Below are 22,581 nucleotides of genomic sequence, written 5' to 3' on the forward strand. Positions count from 1 at the left end.
GTTTGTTCTCTTCTATTTTAGCTACTTTTAAGGTTATAAAAACCAAACCCTAATTAAACTAAAATGAAAAAACTTTTTTTAGCAGTTTTGCTGTTATTTATTGTTGCATGTAACAAACAAAAAAAAGAACCATCTAAACAAAAACCCAACGTAGTTTTCATTTTTGCAGATGATATGACCTACTCTGCCATAAATGCCTTGGGTAATAACGAAATTATAACCCCAAATTTAGATAAACTAGTAACACACGGCACCACCTTTACACACGCCTACAACATGGGTGCTTGGAATGGTGCAATTTGTGCAGCTTCAAGAGCCATGATAATGTCTGGTAGAACTGTGTGGAATGTTAATAATTTCAGACAAAATTGGGCCAAAAACAAAGAATTAGATAAAACTTGGGGAAAATTAATGGAAAACGCTGGTTATGATACCTACATGACTGGTAAATGGCATATTGATGCAAAAGCAGATAGCGTTTTTCAAAATGTAAAACATACCAGACCCGGTATGCCTAATGATGCTTGGGAGCACAATGAGCAAGTAGCAAAATTTAAAGCCATTGAAGGCACAGATACAGATCCTGCCACTTTAATGCCTATTGGCTACAACAGGCCTTTGAGTGAAAACGATACAACTTGGTCTCCATCAAACCCTAAATTTGGTGGTTTTTGGGAAGGCGGTAAACACTGGAGCGAAGTTTTAAAAGATGATGCTATTAGTTTTATTGAAAACGCTGAAAAGAGTAAAAACCCGTTTTTTATGTATTTAGCCTTTAATGCTCCACATGACCCTAGGCAAGCACCGCAAGAATACATTGATATGTATCCTTTAGAAAATGTTAGCTTGCCAAAAAGTTGGCAGCCAGAATACCCGTTTAAAGACCATATGGGTTGTGGCCCTAATTTAAGAGATGAAGCATTAGCACCATTTCCTAGAACAGAATATGCAACAAAAAAGCATATACAAGAATATTATGCAATAATAACACATTTAGATGCCCAAATTGGAAAAATTTTAGACAGGCTTGAAGCTACAGGAAAAATGGATAACACCTACATTATTTTTACAGCAGATCATGGTTTAGCCATTGGCAAACATGGCTTAATTGGTAAACAATCTCAATACGACCATAGTATTAGAGCTCCTTTTATGATTATGGGCCCTGATATTCCTGAAAATAAAAAAGTAAATGCCGATATTTATTTACAAGACGCCATGGCTACTAGCCTTGAATTAGCCAATATTGAAAAGCCAGAATACGTGTTTTTTAATAGTGTTTTAGATTTAGCACAAGGTGAACAAAGCACCAGTAATTACAACGCTATTTACAATGGTTATGTTGATTTACAGCGCATGATTAGAAAAGATGGCTTTAAACTCATCATTTATCCTAAAATTAAAAAAATTCAGTTATTTGATATGAATAAAGATCCTGAAGAAATGAATAACTTAGCCAATGATGATACTTACAAAGAAAAAGTAAAAACCTTATTTAATGATTTAGTTAAGCTTCAAAAAGATATGAATGACCCTTTAGATTTAACATCAATAATATCTCTTTAAAAAAAGCCTTCTAATTAAAAACTAGAAGGCCTTTTAACTAATTATAGTACTTAACTAACTCAAAATTGAATTTTTCCACATGTGCACTAAAACAATTTGTAACTCATTTAAAAGTATATATAATAATTATAATACACATTGCTAATTTCATGTTTTTGTAAATACTATAACACATCTTTTGTTCACATTAGTGCAACAAATGTTCGGTTTTGTAATTACAATCAAAATAATTCAATTTTACAAAAAATCAACATAAAACCTTAACATAACAAGCAAACAAAATTATTTAAACACATGAATGTTTTAAAACTAAACACTTTACTGCTATTAATCAGCTTTAGCATTTTTTGCACTTCTTGTAAACCTGCTGCAAACAAAAATGAAGTAATAAATGATTCAGATTTTAATAAAGGCTGGCTTTTTAAAAAAGATAGTATTAAAAATGCTGAAACTATAGATTTTGATGATACTAATTGGCAAAAAGTAAACGTGCCTCACGATTGGTCTATTGAAGGTCCATTTAATAGTAAATACAATGCCCGTACTGGTGGCTTACCTGTACATGGTATTGGTTGGTACAGAAAACATTTTACTGTTGAAAAAGAATTACAAGGCAAACAAATAGCTATTGAATTTGATGGTGCCATGAGTAACGCCAAGGTTTACCTTAACGGAAAATACATTGGCGAAAGACCTTATGGTTATATAGGTTTTGAATTTGATTTAACCAAACATATTAATTTTGGCGGAAATAATATTATTGCTGTACAATTAGCGCCTGAAGACTTATCAATGCGTTGGTATGCTGGGGCAGGTATTTACAGAAATGTAAGATTAAAAATTAATAACCCAGTTCACATTCCGCAATGGGGCACCTACATTACTACACCTAAAGTTGAAAACGGAAACGCCATAGTTAACATAGAAACTACCATTAAAAACAGTTCTAACTTAATTGTTAATGCACTTTTAGAAACTGTTATTAAAGATGAAAATGGCACCATAGTAGCCACCAAAACATCAAAAACCAATGTAAAAGCAAACGCTGAAATAGTAGTACCAACAATTGCTCAAATCTCAAATGTTACACTTTGGGATATAAACGCTTCGTATTTATACACAGCACATTCATCTATAAAAATTAACAATATCATTGTTGATGAATATAACACACCTTTTGGGGTAAGAACAATTGAATTTAATACAAAAGACGGGTTCTTATTAAACGGTAAAAAAGTACGCTTTAATGGGGTGTGTATGCACCATGATTTAGGTCCTTTAGGCGCTGCCGTAAACTACAGAGCTACTGAACGCCAAATGCAAATTATGCAAAGTATGGGGGTAAACGCTTTACGTACAAGCCACAACCCTCCTTCTCCAGAAATGTTAGAGGTGTGCGATAAACTAGGAATTGTTGTTATTGATGAGGCTTTTGATGAATGGAAAATAGGCAAAGTACCAAACGGTTATCACAAATACTTTGATGAATGGCATGAAAAAGATTTGCGCGATATGATAAAACGTGATAGAAATCACCCATCGGTTATTATGTGGAGTATTGGTAACGAAATTTTAGAACAAGGAAAAAAAGATGGTTGGAAATTAACAAAACACCTAACCGATATTTGCCATGACCAAGATAATACAAGACCAACAACCATTGGTTTTAACTACTACCCTGCTCCTTTTGTAAACAAACTTGCCAATTATGTTGATATTGTTGGCATGAATTATTGGCCAACAACTTATTCTAAAATAATTGAAGAAAACCCCGAAATGATTGTTTATGGTTCTGAAACCTCATCGCAAACTAGTAGCCGCGGCATCTATCATCTGCCTATTGAATTTAAAGAAAAACATGAAACCAACCATGTTTCAAGCTATGATGTTACTGTTGGCCCACCATGGGCTTATGCTCCAGATATTGAGTTTGATGCCCAAGCACAAAGCCCAAACTCTTTAGGTGAATTTGTATGGACAGGTTTTGATTATTTAGGTGAACCAACACCTTACGGAGGAAGAGACAATTCAACCAACGGGTATTGGAATGATGATTGGCCTTCGCGTTCATCATATTTTGCACCAGTAGATTTATGTGGTTTCCCAAAAGACAGATATTATTTATACCAAAGCCAATGGACCACAAAGCCTATGGTTCATGTATTACCTCATTGGAATTGGGAAGGTGAAGAAGGTAAACTAATTCCGGTTTATTCATACACCAATTGCGATGAAGTTGAACTGTTTGTAAACGGAAAATCATATGGCAAAAAAATAAAAGGAAAAGATTTTACTGAAATACCATCTGAATATCATCACTTTGAAAAAGGTATGTATAAAACTAAATACCGCCTATCTTGGAATGTACCTTATCAACCCGGTTCTATAAAAGTTGTAGCTTATAAAAATGGAAAAATAGCAGCTACCAAAGAAATTAAAACAGCCGCTAAACCTGCCAAAATTAAGTTAGAAGCAGACCGAAGTATTATTACTGCAAATGGCGAAGATTTATCTTTTATTACCGTTACAGTTTTGGATGAAAATGGCAATATTTGCCCAAAAGCCAATAATTTAATTAATTTTGATATTAAAGGCGAAGGTACTTTAGCCGCTGTTGGTAATGGAGACCAAACATCAATGGCATCATTTAGAGTACCACAAAGGCAAGCCTTTAGCGGCAAATGTTTATTGGTTGTAAAATCTACTGAAACAGCTGGAAGCATAAATATTAAAGCCACATCTGATAATTTACAAAGTACTTCAATTACAATTGAAACAAAATAACTTATTTATGAAACGCTTTTTAATTTTATCATTTGTAATATCACAAATAGTAATGGCACAAACAAAACCTTCTGTTAAATTATGGCCCAATAAAGTGCCTAATGAAACAGCACCAAAACAAGCACACGAAATATCAGATAATAACAAAAACGATGTTATTAGGATTTCAAAAGTCACAAATCCTGATTTTTTAGTATTTAAACCCATTAAAGCTCATGAAAATAAAGGAGCGGTTATTGTATGTCCTGGTGGAGGTTATAATGTACTTTCAACAAATTTAGAAGGTAGCGAAGTGGCTTATTGGCTAAATAGTTTAGGTTATACTGCCTTTGTTTTAAATTATAGAGTACCGCAAAATGAATTAGGCGCCTTAAATGATGTACAACGTGCTATTAAATTAATTAGAAATAATGCCAAAAACTATAATATAAACCCAAATAAAATTGGTGTTTTAGGGTTTTCGGCTGGCGGAAGTTTAAGTGCGCGTGCGGCAACACTTTATACTTCAAACTCATATACAAAAGTTGATGATGCTGATGATATTTCTAGCAGACCAGATTTTGCTGTATTAATATATCCCGCATATTTAGACCGCGGTGAAAACCGAAGTTTAACACCAGAAATTAAAATACCAAACAACGCTCCACCGTTTTTTATTTTTGCTACAGCCGATGATAAATACGGTAACAGTGCTTTGGTTATGACAACTGCTTTAAGAGATAAAAAAATACCTGTAGATTTACATTTTATTCAAAATGGCGGACATGGTTATGGCTTACGCCCCGGAAATATAGCCGCTAAAATGTGGCCGCGTTTAGCTGAAAAATGGCTTGAACGTATTTTAGAATAACTTCTTTTAAATTTAAAAAGAAAAAATAAAAAACAGGAAACTCAATTAAAAGTTTCCTGTTTTTATTCTACTATCTCTTGTTTTATTATAAGTATTAAAAAGTGTTTTAACTTTAAGCTGATATTTAGGGTTATCAATTAAATTTTTTGCTTCTTTTTCAGAAATATTTTCATTTAAATTAAAAAGAGCAATAGGTGTTCTTGTTGCATCTGTTTTGTCTATTTTATCAAACTTAATAATTAATTTCCAACCATCTTCGGTAATCATTCCACACTTACTTGTTCCGCTTTGCGTAATTAAAAACTCATGCGGATTTATATTTTTTTCTCCCTTCATAATAGGAAATAAATTAGAAGAATCTATAGCCTGACCTTCTTCTAACTTTTGGTTTGTAATAGCAGCCAAAGTAGCCATAACATCAATACCTAAAACAGGCTCTTTAGATACTTGCTTACCCTTAATTTTACTGGGCCACCAAGCAATAAAAGGCACGCGTGTACCACCTTCATAAGCTTGATTTTTTCCACCTCTGTATATACTACTTGAGTTATGGCCAGATTGCAAGGTTTCTTTTACCAATAACCCGCCATTATCTGATGTGAAAATAATTAATGTATTATCATAAACACCTTGGTCTTTTAGAGCTTTCACCATCATTTCCATTTGAATATCAAGCTCTTTTACCATGTCTAAGTGATTTGATGGTGTTGTTCCAGCAACTTTGGTACCGTTCAAAAATTTTGAAGGTGTATGTGGTTTATGTACCGCTTGTGAGCAGTAATACATAAAGAAAGGCTCTTTGGTTTTGGCATTTCTTTCAATAAATTTAACGGCTTTATCAACCAGTAATTTACCTGCATTATACGGGTTCCAATTACTGTCTCCTAAGCCTTCTTTTTTATCGAGTTTAAAACCACGTTGTTTACCGTATTCTTTGGTTATTAATACAATTTTAGAATCTTTACCAAGCGGCGTCATTACACCATTTTCATAAACAGCATAAGGTTCTGCTTGAATGCCTGCTGGATACATATAACTATAATCAAATCCGTTTTGCACAGGGCCTTTATTTAAAACTTTTGTTATGTCAACATCTGTTTCATGTTCTTTTCTTGGGCTTCTATAAACAACTTCAGGGTTATCTTTTCTTCCGAAGTCCATACCAAATCCCCATTTTCCAAAGAAAGACGTTTTATACCCCGCTCGTTTCATGAGTTTACCTAAAGTAAGTTGATTCTCTTCTATTGGTGATGGCTGATAACTTCCCCAAACGCCCCATGGTGCATAACTTCGGTAGCAGTGGTTTCCCGTCATAACAGCATAACGTGTTGGCGCGCACAACGCTGCTGGCGAATGGGCATCTGTAAACACCATGCCTTCTTTTGAAAGTTTATCTAACGTTGGTGTTTCAACAATTATATTATTAGAATGCATACGCCTGTAATATGAAATATCACCTGTTCCAATATCATCAGCTAAAACCACAATAACATTAGGCTTTTTTTGGGCAAACCCTATAAACGATAAGGCTAACAATAATATTATTGTTTTATACTTTTTCATAAATTTTAAATTTAACTTTTAAAATATTCTGGAAATGCTAATTTAATATCCAATTCATCACCCGTTTCTTTTTGCCATTGTACAAACTCTTTAAGTAAATTTTTCACAATGATTTTTGAACTTGATTTTTTTATTAAATTATTGATTTCCCATTTATCATTTTTAAGATTATATAATTCTGCAACTTTAGCTTTTGGATACATTATAAGTTTATAATTGCCTTGAATAATACTTCGTTGGTCATCAAACATAGCCAAGTAAATAGACTCATAGACGTCATTTTTTGAAGCTTCGGTTATTGTAGATTTCAAAGATTTAAAATCTATGTATTCAGGAATATCAGCCCCAACAAAATCTAAAATAGTTGGGTAAATATCTTGTAAATACAACCGTTGGGCTAACTTTTTATTTTTTGGTATTCCGGGGCCCGTAATTATTAACGGGGCTTTAGCACTTACATCATATAAACAAACCTTACCAGCAACACCATTTTCTCCAAAACTAATACCGTGGTCTGACATGAAAATGATAATAGAATTTTCATAAAGCCCTTTTGCTTTTAAGGCATTTAATATATCTCCAATGCGTTCATCCATATGTGTTACCATAGCATTATTTTGTTGGTAACGTGTTTGCATTGTTTTTGGGTTTAAGGGTGCAGACGTGTAATTATATTTTATCTGCGGATGAAGCGGACCCGCTTTTACACTTGGAGGTAATTTTATGTCATTTTTAGGATATAAATCATAATATTTCTGTTGGGTCTGCCTTGGTACATGTGGCGCATTAAATGCAACATATAAAAAAAATGGTTTCTCTTTTTTTGAAGCATCGTGTATAAAAGAAACAGCCTCTTTGCCAACAACATCGGTATAATGACCTTCTGGAGAGTTATACGTTTTTAATTGACCGGGTAAAATGGAACCGTAGTGATGAAATATTTCTTTAACCGGTTTACCCCAAGCATGCCACTTTCCTGTAAAATAAGATTCATAACCTTGGGCATTTAATCGTTCTGTTAAAGATGGCCCTGGATTTTTTTGCTTATTTATTTTTGAAGCTTCCCATAAATGTACACCATTAAATAGCATGGTTCTACTAGGAATACACACAGCTGGTGACCAACACCCCATATTGTAGGCATTGGTAAAATATACTCCAGAATCTGCTAAAGAATCTATGTTAGGTGTTTTAACATTATCAAATCCGTAAGCACCAACAGCTAAATTGCTTTGGTCGTCAGACTCAATCAAAATTATATTAGGTTGTCCAAAAATTGATAAATTAAAAAGAAGAACTAAAACAATAATTACTTTCATGGTGTGTGTTTTTCACAAAGTTAGAGTTAGTGATTATAAAAAAACTCCACATATGTTTTAGTTTACATTATAAATGTATTTTATTTATAGCAATTTTAACCAATTTAAATTAACAGCTTTTGTTGAACCCCAATCTGAATGAAATACAACTACTATATTTTGTTTCCCACTAATATTTTCTAGTAATGGTGTTTCAATAGTTTCCCATGTACTCCAACCTCCGGTATTTTTTATTGGAAACTTTGCTATTAATTTACCTTTAGCATTACCTATTCTAACCTCGAAATGCCCAATACGTTGTCCACAAGCAACTCTGGCTTGCATTTTTTTTGCAGAACCATCGGCAAAATCTACATTATTAAATTGAACAGTACTCATCATTCTAGTATTGGTTACCATCCAACCTAACGGTTCATCTCCACTTACAAAACTAGTTTCAGCTCCTTTAATACCATTATGTCTATCTACTTGAATTTCTTCACCTATTGTTGGCGAATTAATACCTCGCATTGTTGGTTTTACCTTTTTTATGGTGCCATCTTCTTTAAACTCCATATAATCTGCACACATTGAGCGCAATTTGTTATAACCACTTACTTGCCAAAAATGATAGAATAAAATCCACTGGTTATTGTACTTAACAACAGAGTGATGATTGGTACCATTTGCAATATTATCCATTATTTTTCCTTGATATTGAAATGGTCCTAATGGGTTATCACTTGTAGCATAGCCTATTGAGTAACCTTCATCAGCAAATACATGTGCAAATGTGAAATAATATTTACCATCTTTTTTAAAACAGAAAGACCCTTCTTTGTAACCGGCTGGCAACCCCTCAACTTTAATAGGTTCAGCAGCAATTTCTTTCATATTATCTTTTAATGGAGCAACAAAAAGTTCTTTCCCACCACCAAAATACAAGTATGCTTTTCCGTTATCATCCAATAGAAGTCCAGGATCAATACCGCTAACACCATCAATATAGCTTTTCTCCCATTTAAAAGGACCTGTAGGACTTTTTGATGTACCAACTCCTATTCTTCTAAAAGAAGAACCATCTATTGGTTTTGCTGGGTAATAATAGTAATAGGTATCTCCTTTTTTAATACAATCTGGTGCCCACATACCATAGGAGTTTTTTTCTCCCCAAGGCACTTCATTTTGATCTAAGATTACACCATAATCTTTCCATGTATTACCACCTTCTAGAGAAAACATATGATAATCTGGCATACAAAAACGAGGCGCTTTTGTTCCTTCTGGCGGTACAATATCATGTGATGGGTATACATATAATTTACCATCAAAAACACGTGCGGTTGGATCTGCGGTAAACATATGGGTTACAATTGGATTTTGCGCCGCTGTAATTTGAACAAAAATAGCTATAGCTATAATTAAGAAACTTTTTTTCACAAGGTTTATTTTTACAAGTTTTTATAAATTCATAATATTCCACCAACATTAGAGTTTACAAAAAATTGTAATGTTGGTTGATTATTAGTTTAAATTATTAATTTACAGTATTAACTTAGTACTTATTCCTTTAGAAGCTCCTAAGTCTATACTTCTTTGAGATGGTAATGACCCTGCAACATAAACGGTGTACTCTCCATTTCTAATTACTTTTTTTCCATCTTCAGTAAACTGATTGAATGCTGCTTTATTTAAATTGAAAGTTATTGTTTTACTTTTTCCAGGTTCTAAAGAAATGCGCTTAAATGATTTTAAATCGAAAATAGGATCTTCTGTTCCTGCTAAAGGTGAAGAAATATACAACTGAACAACCTCATCTGAAGTTAAATTACCTGTATTTTGAACTTCAACAGTTACGTTGTAGTCATCACCAATACTTAAATTTTTATAATTAAACGACGTATATGATAACCCGAAACCAAAAGGATATAAGGGTTCTTCTGTCATATACTTATATGTTCTTCCTTTCATGTTGTAATCTTCATATGGTGGTAATTGATCTACCGATTTTGGAAATGTAATTGGTAGTTTCCCAGATGGTGGTACATCTCCAAAAATGACATCGGCAACTGCATTTCCGCCTTCTTCACCAGGATACCAAACAAATAAAACGGCATCAACAATATCATGTAACTCAGGAATAGCAATTGGGCTTCCTCCTGTTAAAACCAATATTAATGGTTTATCAGTTTTACTTTTGATTTTCTTTATGTAATCAATTTGATTTTGTGGTAATTTTAGTTGGGTTCTATCTCCTTTTTCACTTGAAGCAATAGCTTCGCCTTCTTCACCTTCTAATAAAGCAGAAATGCCCATAACTGCAATACAAGCATCAGCTTTTCCTGCTTCACCTGTAGACCAATCTATTGGGTTTACATTTTTTCTAAATGGCAAAACACCTGCTTTGTAATTAATACTTGTACCCGGACTTACTTTACCTACAATACCATCTAAAATAGTTTGTGTATTACTTGTTAAGCCATAATAATTTCCCAATAAAACTTCTTCATTTGAAGCATTAGTCCCTACTACATAAAGTGTTTTTATTTTTTTATCTAACGGAAGAATATTATTCTTATTTTTTAATAGCACAATAGACTTTTGAGCCGCTTCTAAAGCTACTTTTCTATTTTCTTTAGAGTCTACCACAGAAGCATCAAGACCATCATAAGGTCCTGAACCAACTGGGTCAAATAAGCCTAATTTAAAACGTGTACTTAAATTTTCTTTTAAGCGTTTGTCAATTAATTCTTCTGTAATTAAACCTTGATTTAACGCACTTTTTAATACGCTATAAACATTTCCGCAGTTTACACTTGTACCTGCTTTTAAAGCCATTGCTGCAGACTCTTCGGGTGTATTGGTAACTTTATGAAAGCGATGAAAATCACTTATTGCTCCGCAATCTGATACTATGTAGCCGTTAAAACCCCAATCATCTTTTAAAATATCTTGTAATAAATATGGACTACCGCAACATGGTACTCCTTGCGTTCTATTGTAAGCGCCCATTACACCTTCTACATTAGCCTCTTTTACTAATGCTTCAAATGCGGGTAAATAGGTTTCATATAAATCTTTTTTAGACACCACAGCATCAAACTCATGCCTAAATTCTTCTGGCCCGCTATGAACCGCGTAGTGTTTAGCGCAAGCTGCTGCCTTTATGTAATTAGCATCATCACCTTGCAAGCCTTTAACAAAAGACACGCCTATTCTACTTGTTAAATACGGGTCTTCACCGTAGGTTTCTTGTCCGCGTCCCCAACGTGCGTCTCTAAAAATATTAACATTGGGAGACCAAAATGTTAAACCAGCATACCTACTACGGTTACCAATTTTAATGGCTTCGTTGTATTTTGCTCTGGCCTCATCTGAAATAACAGTACCCACACGTTTTATTAAATCTTCATCAAATGTAGCGCCTAGTCCTATTGCTTGCGGAAATACAGTAGCTCTACCATTTCTTGCCACACCGTGTAATGCTTCATTCCACCAGTTATATTCAGGGATTCCTAATCTTTCAATTGGTGGACATACATCTAACATTTGAGAACATTTCTCTTCTAATGTCATTTCTTTAACAAGAATATTTACCCTTTCATTTACTGAAAGTGTTGTGTTCTCCCAAGGAAATTTAGGTTCTTGAGTTACTACAGTTTCTTTTTTTTCGCTTTTTTGCTCTTTACACCCTTGAAGAGCTGTTATAAAAAAAGATAAAAATAAAAGTGTTATTAGCTTACTGCCTTTTTTCATGGCTTATATTATGTTTAGATATCGTTCCAATGTTTATCAATTACCTCTTGAATATGCGGAAATTTATCTCCGTCTTCTTCATTTAATTCCTCACGCTTTTTTGCCAATTGCTCTTTTAAATCTGCAATTATATCTTTATATGCTGGGTTATTATAAAGGTTATTCATTTCTTCAGGATCATTTTCTAAATCATAGAATTCCCAAGCTGCTGGCGTGTGCATTGTAAACCTGTTACCCCAGCTTTTTTTATTCCATTCTGCATCTGGCTTATCGGTATCTACCCAATACTTTCCGTAGAAAAATATAAGCTTGTATTTTTTTGTTCTAATACCAAAATGTGCAGGATTTGCGTGTGCATGTGCCATATGCATCCAATACCTGTAGTATGATGATTGTTGCCAATTTTCTGGTTCTTCACCTGTTTCTAAAATAGATATAAAACTATTTCCTTGCATATAATCTGGTGTTTTACCTCCGGCCATTTCAATTAATGTAGGAGCAAAATCACTGTTATTTATTATGGCGTTAGTTCTAGCACCAGCTTTAATTGATTTAGGATATCTAACAAAAAATGGCATTCTTAAAGATTCTTCATACATCCAACGTTTATCAATATAATCGTGTTCACCTAGCATAAAACCTTGGTCTCCTGTATATACAATTATGGTGTTATCGTATAATCCTTCGTCTTTTAAGAATTGTACTAAACGTGCCATATTATCATCTACACCTTTCACACAACGCAAATAACGTTTTAAATATTCTTGATAAGTTTCATGTGTAAAGTCTCTATCACTCATGCCTTCTTTAATACGCTTTGATGGGTCAAAATCTGGGTTTGACACTTTAGTATATTGTCCGCTCCATAAACGCATGTGCATTCCTCTAATTGTATTTCTTTTAGATACAGAAGAACCAATATCATGGATTAATGAGTCATTAACTCCTCTGGTTGCAATTGATCCATTATTACCGTTATCATATAAACTAGCGGGCTCTGGTATGTGTGTTTCTTCTAAATAATCTTTATAACGTGGTGCAAATTCAAAATCATCATGCGGTGCTTTAAAATGATGCATTAAAAAGAAGGGTTTGTTTTTATCACGCTTATTTTTAATCCAATCTAAAGATATATCAGTAATCATATCACTTGAATGGCCTTTTGTTTGTATTGTATTTTGTGGCCAAGGTTTTTCGCCTTGAGTAATAAATGATGGGTTGTGGTACTTACCTTGCCCTGGTAAAACGGTATAATGATCAAAAGATGCTGGTTCACGTTCTAAGTGCCATTTACCTATTATAGCCGTTTCATACCCCAGTTTTTTCATTTCTTGTGGTAAATATTGATTTTCAGGATTAATATGTCCTTCTAAATCTAATACACCATTTGTTTGGCTGTATTGTCCTGTAATAATTGTGGCTCTACTTGGCGTACATATAGAATTTGTTACAAAGCAATTATCAAAAATCATCCCTTCTCTAGCAATTTTATCTAAAGTTGGTGTTGGGTTTAAACTTGCTAACCTACTACCATAAATACCAAAAGCTTGTGAGGTATGATCATCAGACATTACAAAAATAATGTTGGGTTGTTTAGGTTTTGATTCTTGAATTTGCTTTTTATTACAGCTGAAAATGAATGCTATTAATACAACAATTGCTAAAGACTTTTTTAACATAATTATGAAACTTTATTTTTCCGATTATAAAATTCAACTTCTTTTATGATAATTTGTAACACATATGTTTTAAATAATACCATTTATCATTCAAAAATTAGTAATTATTGTGCACATTATATTTATTTTATATATACAAAGAAGAAAGCCTCAAAAATAAAAAACTATAAAACAACAACTTAACATGAAAACCACACATTATATACTATATAAAAAAATTTTTGATTGAATATTCAAAAATACTCAAATAAAAATCAAAAATACAATCGATTGTATTTTTTTATATATTAGCTTAATCTAAACTAAACTTCATAATGAACATTTTTAAAACAACTTGCTTAGTTATCTTTATTTTTTGCTATTCTGTAAATGCTCAAAACATAAAAGCATCATCTGTAAAAAAAGAAATGAAACGTGTTGCCAATTGGCAGATTAAACATTTTAGAGATACTTACAGCGGAAGACAAAAACCACACCATATTGCAGATTGGACTAACGGTGCACTATATGTTGGCATGGTAAAATATGCTGAAGTAGCTAAAAATAAAAAGTATTGGAAATGGCTGAAAAATATTGGTGAAGAACAAAACTGGAAACTTCATTGGCGTAAATATCATGCTGATGATCATGTTGTAGGCCAAATGTATGTTGAACTGTATAGAAAATATGGTGATAAAGAAATGATTGCTCAAACAATAAAAGGCATGAATTACATTATTGACAACCCTAGTAAAGAACCAATTACGCTTGATAATTACAAACATTTGGAACGTTGGACTTGGTGCGATGCTTTATTTATGGCACCTCCTTTATTAGCCAAACTTGCTAATGAAACAAATGATAAAAAGTATACAAACTTTATGATGCGTGAATATGAAGCCACAAAACAACATCTATTTGACTTTGATGAGAACTTATTCTACAGAGATAATAGCTACATTGGCAAATTAGCCCATGGAAAAAAAATATTTTGGTCTAGAGGAAATGGCTGGGTATTTGGTGGATTAACTTTAATTATGGATGAGTACGAAAAGGATTCTGAAACATATAAATACTTTGAAGATATCTACTTGAAAATGGCAAAAAAACTCATTAAAATTCAAACACCAGAAGGACATTGGGCCATGAGTTTACTTAGTCAAGATGTATATCCTACACCAGAAACCAGTGGTACTTCATTCTTTACATTTGGACTTGCTTGGGGTATTAACAATGGTTTACTTGATAAAGCTACTTATTTACCACATATTGAAAAGGCTTGGAATAGTCTTTGCAGCCATATAACTGAAGATGGTATGCTTGGATATGTTCAACCAATAGGAGCAGCTCCTGGTAATGCGTGGGCAGACAAAACTGAGGTTTATGGTACCGGTGCTTTTCTTGCTGCTGGAGCAGAAATTTATAAAATGTTGAAAAAATAATACATCTTTAAAACAAAGCTTGTTTCTGATTTTTAAGAAACAAGCTTTACTTTTTATGTTATTTTTTTAATTCCCAAACTCTAAAATACTTTACATGGTACTCGCCATCTAAACGGTTATCATCAGGTAATGCACCAAACCACTTGTTAGATTCACAATTAAAGTTCACCTCTAAAGGCTGATGCCAATGAGTGTTTTCAGCTTCTCTAAAAAGAATTCCATCGATGTAAAAACGTATATACTCAGGAGTCCATTCTAATCCCCAAACATGATAATCTTCCTGTAATTCTAGAGGAAAGTAATACTTTTTGGTTCTGGAGAAATGTTTTTTAACGTCTCCTTTGTCTTTTGGCGCTCTAAACACATGAATGTTAGAATTTAAATCATGGCGGTTGTAATTTAGGCCCGGGGCGTTTTCACAAATATCAATTTCCGTCCACCAGTCTTTTGATACGTTGGTCATCCAAAAACCTGATACCCAAGGCGCATCCATTAGCTTTCCTTCAGCTTCAAAATAACCATATAAAAATTTGTTTTTACTTTTTATGAATCCGGTTGAATGTGTATATCCTTCAGGTAATTTTTCATTACCATGTTGGTTTACTCTAAACACTAATTCTCCATTTTCTAAGCTTACATTTGAACCATGAAAATATGTTGGTTTTCTTCCTTTCCATCCTGGATTATTTGGATACCATCTTTCAGTATTTAAAGATTTGCTATCAAATTCATCTGAAAACTTCTTTAATAATTTCCATTTTTTAGAATTCTTTTGATCTGATAAAGGAAATTTGTCATTTTTTCGCTTTGGAGCATTCTCTAAACTAACAGAATCTACATATTTTTTTGGTGGAATAGTTAAATCTTGTGAATTTGTAATTTGAAATGCCAAAAACATTAGCAAAGTATATAAATATTTCATAATATTATTTTTTAATATTACAAAATTAGATACTACTATAAGCTCTTAATGAGACGGATGGTTAAAAGCGTTGTACTTATGAGTTTTTTAACTTTAAATGCCTATTAGCTTATTAATATTCTCTTGTGTTTGTTTTAAATTTTCAATAATAGTTTCCATATTTAACTCTTCATGTAATGTTGAAGTAAATACCGAAACTGCTAAAACTGCTGGTACTTCAGAGTTTTTACCAATTGGTATTGCTATATCTGTAATACCACTTGTTAGCTGGCTATCTGCAGTTCTATAACCTATGTCTTTTATGGCTTCAACTTCTTTTATGAAAGCTTCCTTCTTTTCTTTATCCCAAGTTTTATAAAAAACATCTCTAGATAATATACTGTTGCGCTCTTTTTTGTTTAACATAGAAAGAAGTGTCAATCCTGAAGTTGTTTTAGACAACGGAAAATGTGTACCAACTTCTATTGACAATGATACTGCACTTGGGCTTCGCATTTGAGATATTACTAGTAGTTGATCACTGTTCATAATACTTAAATGGCAAGATTGCCTGGTATTTTCACTTAACATTTGCATGGGGTAATGTGCCACACGTTTTAACTCATCAAAAGGTGTATGTGAATGCGATAAACTATACATTTTTAATGACAACCTATATTTTCCTGCACTATGCCCTCTAACAATATAACCACGCTGCTCTAAACATACCAACATTCTATAAATTTCACTTGGTGTTCTATTTATACCTTGCGCAATTTCTGCTTGCGTTAAAGGCACGCGCTCTTTTGATAGATATTCTAAAATATCTAAACCCTTATCTAACGCCGGTGCATTATATTTTACAGTTTTTGTTTCTGCCATATTAAAAATTGAATTACACAATATTAATAAAACTATTCTAATTATTTGCTTTTTTCATATATAAAATATAATTTCGTATTTAAATTAAAAACTAAACTAAAAGTATGGCTAATCCAATTTTAGGAACATTAATTCACGCTATTGGCGGTGTTGCTGCTTCAACATGTTATGTTCCTTTTCAAAAAGTAAAAAAATGGTCTTGGGATTCTTACTGGATTGTTCAAGCATCATTTGCATGGTTCATTTTTCCTTTTTTAATAGGCTTTTTAACCGTACCAAATTTAATGGATGTTTTTAAAGAAGCTAACAATGAAATATTAATAAACGCAACACTTTTAGGGTCTGTTTATGGTTTTGGTGGCATGTGTTTTGGTTTCGCTATTAGGCATATTGGGTATTCACTTACTTATACAATATCCATTGGCATTTCAGCTATATTAGGCACTATTGTACCTTTAATTATGCATGGAACTTTAGTTGAAAAATTTAATGCTCCTGGTGGTTACACTATATTTTTTGGTATGTTTTTGGCTCTTATTGGCATTATTATTTGCGGTATTGCTGGCTACCGAAAAGAAAAAGACTTAAAAAACAATAACGCAACTAAAGCAGAGCCTTTAACTTTTAATATGAAAAAAGGGTTAACTCTTACATTAATTGCAGGTGTACTTTCTGCTGTTTTTGGTATTTCATTAGAAGTAGGCGCACCCGTTGCCCAAATAGCAAGTAAATACGGTGCCGGTAATTTTGAAGGTAATGCAAACTTAATTCTTTCTACAGGAGGCGCATTTATTACAAACTTTATTTGGTTTACTATTGTTGGTTTAAAAAACAAAACACTAAAGGAAGTTATTGATATTAAAAGCGTTGGCAGAAAAAACTACACTTTAAACTTAGGCATGTCTATTTTAAGTGGTGCTTTGTGGTACGGACAATTCTTTTTTTACGGAATTGGCCATGTACAAATGGGCAACTTTAAATTTGCTAGTTGGGTACTACACATGTCTATGCTTATTTTCTTTAGTTACATAGTTGGTATTGTTTTAAAAGAATGGAAACAAGTTACCAAACGCACATATTTAACCTTAGTTTTTGCGCTAATTATTCTAGTAGTATCTTTTATAATTATAGCCTACGGAAGCAAACTAGGAACCGATTTAACCTCAACTAGTCATTAAAAAACACATATATAAATGAGCATAAAACCAATACATTTAAAGGGCATTACATGGAATCATAGCAGAGGATTTACTTCTGTGGTTGCTACTGCGCAACGCTTTTGTGAATTAAACCCTCATGTTAATATTACTTGGGAAAAACGTTCGTTACAAGCATTTGCCGATGAACCTATTGACGAACTAGCAAAACGATATGATTTACTAATTATAGATCATCCATGGGCTGGTTTTGCAGGTAAAAACAATGTTATTCTTCCTTTAGACGAATATCTTCCAAAAGAATTCATGAAAGATTTAGAAGAAAATACCGTTGGGCACTCACATAAAAGTTATGCCTCCAATGGTCACCAATGGGCTTTAGCTATTGATGCCGCAACACCTGTAGCTTCTAGCAGACCCGATATTTTTGCTGAAAAAAATTTAAAACTACCTAAAACTTATAACGATTTATTAGAACTTGCAAAAAAAGGCTTGGTTGTTATGCCTGGTATTCCACAAGATACTTTAATGAATTTTTATATGATGTGCTGCAATTTAGGTGAAGATGTGTGTACTTCAAAAGAACACGTTGTTAGCGAAGCCATTGGAATACAAGCCCTAAAAATGCTGCGAGAATTGGCTATTGAAATGGATAATGACATTTTCAATTGGAACCCTATTCAAGTATACGAAGCCATGACAAAAACCGATAAATATGCCTACTGCCCATGGGCTTACGGCTACACAAATTACAGCAGAAATGGGTATGCACGTAAGCTGCTTCATTTTCATGATATGGTAGAAATTAATGGTATTAGTGCTATTTCAACTTTGGGCGGTACAGGTTTAGCTGTTTCTGCGCAAACAAAGCATACTAATACAGTTATGAAATACGTTGAATACACTGCTTCCGAAGCCTGCCAAAAAACAATATTTTTTGATAATGGCGGTCAACCAGGACACAGAAAAGCATGGACTGATGCCCATACAAACAACGTAACTGCTAACTTTTTTAAAAATACGCTACCAGCACTAGACAGAGCTTTTTTAAGACCTCGTTACAACGGGCACATGTATTTTCAAGACAGAGCCGGTGCTCCTATTAGAAATTACATGATGCATGGTGGTGATGAAAAAGACTTATTAAAAGGCTTAAATGAATTATACAAAAAATCACTTGAAATTTAATTTACTATGAAACCATTAGAAGGTATAACGGTTCTAGAATTTGCGCAATTTATGGCAGGCCCTTCGGCAGGACTTAAATTAGCCGATTTAGGAGCTCGTGTTATTAAAATTGAAAGACCCGTAAAAGGTGAAGCTGGCAGACAAATAGCGCTTAAAAACTTATTTTTAGATGGCAGCAGCTTGGTTTTTCATACGGTAAATAGAAATAAAGATTCTTATGCTGCCGATTTAAAAAACCCTGAAGATTTAGAACGTATTAAAAAACTTATTGCACAAGTTGATGTTATGACGCACAATTTCAGACCAGGCGTTATGGAGAAAATTGGTTTAGATTATAATACGGTTCAAAAAATAAACCCACAATTAATTTATGCTACAGTAACAGGCTACGGTTCCGTTGGGCCATGGGCAAAAAAACCAGGGCAAGATTTATTAATACAATCTATGTCTGGTTTTGCCAATTTAACAGGAAATAAAAACGATAACCCAACGCCTGTTGGTGCTGCTCTAGCCGATTTAATTACCGGCGTACACCTTTCTCATGGTATTTTATCTAGCTTAATTAGAAAAGAAAAAACAGGCCAAGGCGCCTTAGTAGAAGTAAGCTTACTAGAATCTACGCTAGATTTTCAGTTTGAAGTTATAACCACTTATTTAAACGATGGCAATAAACAACCAGTGCGTGCAAAACAAGGTTCTGCTCATGCATATCTTGGCGCTCCATACGGCGTATACAAAACTAAAGACGGTTATATTGCTTTGGCAATGGGGTCTTTAATAAAACTAGGCGAAGTACTTAACTGCAAAACTTTAACAGAATATACAGACTCAAAATCATGGTTTACAAACCGCGATGAGATTATGGATATATTAAGGTCGTTTTTAATTAAAGAAAACACATCGCATTGGCTTGAAATATTAGAAAAAGAAGGTATTTGGTGTTCAAACGTTTTTGATTACGAAACATTATTAAACCACGAAGCTTACAACGTATTACAATGGGACCAAAAAATACAATTGCTTTCAGGTGAACATGTGCACACTACCCGCTGCCCAATTAGAGTAAATGATGAAAGATTATTTGCCGAAAAACCAGCACCAAGAGTAGGCCAACACACCAATGCTATTATTAAAGAATTTAACCTGTAAGCCCAATGAAACCATTACAAGATATATTAATTATAGATTTAAGTCAGTTTTTATCAGCACCTTCAGCAACCCTACGTTTAGCCGATTTAGGTGCTAGAGTTATAAAAGTTGAACGCCCAGAAACAGGTGATATTTGTCGTCAATTATATGTTTCAAACACTATTTTAAATGGCGAATCATCAGTTTTTAGAGCCATCAATAGGAATAAAGAAAGCTTTCAAGCAGATTTAAAAAATGAAACCGACAAGCAACGTGTTCTTAAACTCATTGAAAAAGCCGATGTTTTAGTACACAACTTTCGCCCTGGTGTTATAGATAGACTTGGTTTTGATTATGATACCATAAAAAAAATAAACCCTAAAATTATATATGGCGAAATTTCTGGTTACGGTACAGAAGGCCCTTGGAAAACTAAACCCGGTCAAGATTTACTATTACAATCGTTATCTGGTTTAACTTGGCTAAACGGCAACGAGGGTAATGGCCCTACACCAGTTGGTCTTGCTATTGTAGATATTTTATCTGGCGGACATTTAGTACAAGGTATTATAGCCGCATTACTAAACCGTATAAAAACGGGTAAAAGCAGTAAAGTATCGGTTAGTATGCTAGAATCTATTCTAGATTTTCAATTTGAATCTATCACCACATTTTATCATGATGGTGGGCAACCAACCGAACGCCCAAAACGTCATAGTGCACACGCATATTTAGGCGCACCTTATGGTGTTTATAAAACCAGCAATGGTTACTTATCATTGGCTATGGGTTCTATTCCTTTTTTAGGCGAATTATTAGGCAACGAAAAACTAATAGCATTTCAAGACGTAGAAAGTTGGTATAACCAAAGAGATGAAATTAAAGATTTACTAGCCGAAACACTATCTAAAAACACCTCTGAACATTGGCTATCTATTTTAGAACCAGCAGATATATGGTGTGCCAAAATAATGCATTGGGATGAACTTTTTGAACTTGAAGGCTTTAAAGTACTAGACATGATACAAGAAGTTGTTATGGGCGATGGTTTTAAATACCAAACCACCCGATGCCCAATAAAAATAGATGGAAAAGTACTAAAGTCAACCGTTGGTTCTCCCGCGTTGGGCGAACACACTCAAGCTATCTTAAATGAATTGATAAAAGCATAATGAAGAAAAACAAACTTAGAATAGCAGTTAGAAAATTTGATGCTTTTGAAACAGCCATTGCTAAAATATGGGATAAATTTTGCTATCAAATTGGTACAGATTTAGAAATTGAAGCTGTTCCGTTAGATCTTCATCCGTTATACGACACCATTTTAAAAGAAGAAGGGTTAAAAAAAGGGCTTTGGGACATAGCGCTTATAAATACAGATTGGATTACCGAAGCATATAGCAATAATGCCATTGAAAACTTAACGCCTTATATAAAAAATGATCCGCCAGAAGACTTCCCAAACGGTTGGTCACATTCCCTTCGCTATAAACAAGAGTTTGATAACAACATTGTTGCTCTACCATTTCATGACGGGCCTGAATGCTTAATATACAGAAAAGATTTATTTGAATCTATAGAAGAAGGTGTTAACTTTTACAGTGCCTACGGCAAACCTTTAGAAATACCCAAAACTTGGGATGATTTAATGCAAGTTGCTGAATTTTTTAACAGACCAGACCAAAACCTATACGGCACTACATTTGCCGCTTATCCTGATGGGCACAATACTGTTTTTGATTTTTGCCTACAACTTTGGACGCGTGGTGGCAACCTTTTTGACCATAACAAAAACATAAAACTAAATTCAAAAGCCGCTATTGAAGGCATGACATTTTACCGTAAAGCTTTAAAAAACACCAATGCCATACACCCAAAATCAAGAGATTTTGATTCTGTAAAATCAGGTATGGCTTTTGCAAATGGCAACTTAGCCATGATGGTTAATTGGTTTGGTTTTGCTTCAATGTGTGAATTTTTAAAAACTTCAAAAGTAAAAGGTAAAGTTGATATTGCCAATGTTCCTGCAGGCCCTAACGGCATGGGCACTTCATTAAATGCCTATTGGATGTATGTTATTGGTAGTGGTAGTAAACATAAAAATATAGCTTATGAATTTATAAAATTTGCCGTAAACCAAGAAAACGATAAACTACTTACATTAGAAGGTGCCATTGGATGCCGAAAATCTACATGGCATGATACAGATGTTAATAATGAAGTACCTTATTATCATAAACTAGAAACACTTCACGAAAACACAAAATCTTTACCAAGAAAATCAAATTGGTCTAGCATTGCTAATGTTATTGATGCTTTGGTTTTAGATGTTATAAACACATCAAAAAACATTGAAACTATATTAAACCAGGCTCAAGAAAAAGTAAATAAAATAGAAAATATTTAAT

General features: G+C 33.5%; 16 protein-coding genes. 9 read left to right on the forward strand and 7 right to left on the reverse strand.

Going from position 1 to position 22,581, the window contains the following annotated elements; all coding sequences use genetic code 11:
• The first annotated feature begins 63 nt into the window (after nucleotides 1–63).
• The 3 genes from ACXAG4_RS00775 to ACXAG4_RS00785 all read left to right on the forward strand — a co-directional run bounded on the left by ACXAG4_RS00775 (nucleotide 64) and on the right by ACXAG4_RS00785 (nucleotide 5,200).
• On the forward strand, nucleotides 64–1,566 hold the full coding sequence (locus tag ACXAG4_RS00775; protein ID WP_475294167.1) for a sulfatase family protein: 1,503 nt from the start codon (nucleotides 64–66) through the stop codon (nucleotides 1,564–1,566).
• 294 nt (nucleotides 1,567–1,860) lie between these two features.
• The gene (gene galB, locus ACXAG4_RS00780) at nucleotides 1,861–4,350 is read left to right on the forward strand and encodes a beta-galactosidase GalB (RefSeq protein WP_475294168.1); all 2,490 of its coding nucleotides are present in this window, start codon (nucleotides 1,861–1,863) and stop codon (nucleotides 4,348–4,350) included.
• Between the two features lie 7 nt (nucleotides 4,351–4,357).
• Nucleotides 4,358–5,200, forward strand: coding sequence for an alpha/beta hydrolase (locus ACXAG4_RS00785; RefSeq protein ID WP_475294169.1), 843 nt, complete (start codon nucleotides 4,358–4,360; stop codon nucleotides 5,198–5,200).
• Between the two features lie 45 nt (nucleotides 5,201–5,245).
• Here the strand turns inward: ACXAG4_RS00785 and ACXAG4_RS00790 are convergent, their stop codons facing one another.
• The 5 genes from ACXAG4_RS00790 to ACXAG4_RS00810 all read right to left on the reverse strand — a co-directional run bounded on the left by ACXAG4_RS00790 (nucleotide 5,246) and on the right by ACXAG4_RS00810 (nucleotide 13,496).
• Complete coding sequence (locus ACXAG4_RS00790; RefSeq protein ID WP_475294170.1) at nucleotides 5,246–6,763, reverse strand: sulfatase family protein; 1,518 nt, start codon at nucleotides 6,761–6,763, stop codon at nucleotides 5,246–5,248.
• Nucleotides 6,764–6,774: 11 nt separating this feature from the next.
• Nucleotides 6,775–8,082, reverse strand: a complete 1,308-nt coding sequence (locus tag ACXAG4_RS00795) for a sulfatase-like hydrolase/transferase (protein ID WP_475294171.1) — start codon at nucleotides 8,080–8,082, stop codon at nucleotides 6,775–6,777.
• Nucleotides 8,083–8,166: 84 nt separating this feature from the next.
• Nucleotides 8,167–9,501, reverse strand: coding sequence for a family 43 glycosylhydrolase (locus tag ACXAG4_RS00800; RefSeq protein ID WP_475294172.1), 1,335 nt, complete (start codon nucleotides 9,499–9,501; stop codon nucleotides 8,167–8,169).
• 102 nt (nucleotides 9,502–9,603) lie between these two features.
• Nucleotides 9,604–11,817, reverse strand: coding sequence for a glycoside hydrolase family 3 C-terminal domain-containing protein (locus ACXAG4_RS00805; protein ID WP_475294173.1), 2,214 nt, complete (start codon nucleotides 11,815–11,817; stop codon nucleotides 9,604–9,606).
• 14 nt (nucleotides 11,818–11,831) lie between these two features.
• Nucleotides 11,832–13,496, reverse strand: coding sequence for a sulfatase family protein (locus ACXAG4_RS00810; RefSeq protein WP_475294174.1), 1,665 nt, complete (start codon nucleotides 13,494–13,496; stop codon nucleotides 11,832–11,834).
• A gap of 314 nt (nucleotides 13,497–13,810) precedes the next feature.
• Between ACXAG4_RS00810 and ACXAG4_RS00815 the strand changes: the two genes are divergently transcribed.
• Nucleotides 13,811–14,917: a glycoside hydrolase family 88/105 protein gene (locus tag ACXAG4_RS00815; protein ID WP_475294175.1), complete on the forward strand. Its 1,107-nt coding sequence runs from the start codon at nucleotides 13,811–13,813 to the stop codon at nucleotides 14,915–14,917.
• A 58-nt stretch (nucleotides 14,918–14,975) separates the two neighbouring features.
• Here ACXAG4_RS00815 and ACXAG4_RS00820 read toward each other — a convergent pair whose 3' ends face one another.
• Together ACXAG4_RS00820 and ACXAG4_RS00825 are read right to left on the reverse strand one after the other, a co-directional pair.
• Complete coding sequence (locus ACXAG4_RS00820; RefSeq protein WP_475294176.1) at nucleotides 14,976–15,839, reverse strand: family 16 glycosylhydrolase; 864 nt, start codon at nucleotides 15,837–15,839, stop codon at nucleotides 14,976–14,978.
• Nucleotides 15,840–15,932: 93 nt separating this feature from the next.
• The gene (locus ACXAG4_RS00825) at nucleotides 15,933–16,700 is read right to left on the reverse strand and encodes an IclR family transcriptional regulator (protein ID WP_475294177.1); all 768 of its coding nucleotides are present in this window, start codon (nucleotides 16,698–16,700) and stop codon (nucleotides 15,933–15,935) included.
• Between the two features lie 104 nt (nucleotides 16,701–16,804).
• Between ACXAG4_RS00825 and ACXAG4_RS00830 the strand changes: the two genes are divergently transcribed.
• Genes ACXAG4_RS00830 through ACXAG4_RS00850 form a run of 5 tightly spaced genes read left to right on the forward strand, consistent with a single transcriptional unit; the run spans nucleotide 16,805 to nucleotide 22,580 of the window.
• A complete protein-coding gene (locus ACXAG4_RS00830) occupies nucleotides 16,805–17,878 on the forward strand; it encodes an L-rhamnose/proton symporter RhaT (protein WP_475294178.1) in 1,074 nt (357 codons plus the stop codon).
• A gap of 15 nt (nucleotides 17,879–17,893) precedes the next feature.
• Nucleotides 17,894–19,045 (forward strand): ABC transporter substrate-binding protein, encoded by a 1,152-nt coding sequence (locus ACXAG4_RS00835; protein WP_475294179.1) that lies wholly within the window; start codon nucleotides 17,894–17,896, stop codon nucleotides 19,043–19,045.
• A 6-nt stretch (nucleotides 19,046–19,051) separates the two neighbouring features.
• Nucleotides 19,052–20,194: a CaiB/BaiF CoA transferase family protein gene (locus ACXAG4_RS00840; RefSeq protein ID WP_475294180.1), complete on the forward strand. Its 1,143-nt coding sequence runs from the start codon at nucleotides 19,052–19,054 to the stop codon at nucleotides 20,192–20,194.
• A gap of 5 nt (nucleotides 20,195–20,199) precedes the next feature.
• Complete coding sequence (locus tag ACXAG4_RS00845) at nucleotides 20,200–21,345, forward strand: CaiB/BaiF CoA transferase family protein (protein ID WP_475294181.1); 1,146 nt, start codon at nucleotides 20,200–20,202, stop codon at nucleotides 21,343–21,345.
• The gene (locus ACXAG4_RS00850; protein ID WP_475294182.1) at nucleotides 21,345–22,580 is read left to right on the forward strand and encodes an ABC transporter substrate-binding protein; all 1,236 of its coding nucleotides are present in this window, start codon (nucleotides 21,345–21,347) and stop codon (nucleotides 22,578–22,580) included. The genes ACXAG4_RS00845 and ACXAG4_RS00850 overlap by 1 nt, the downstream gene beginning before the upstream one ends.
• Nucleotide 22,581: the final 1 nt, after the last annotated feature.

The organism is Seonamhaeicola sp. ABD4_175 (assembly GCF_056160885.1).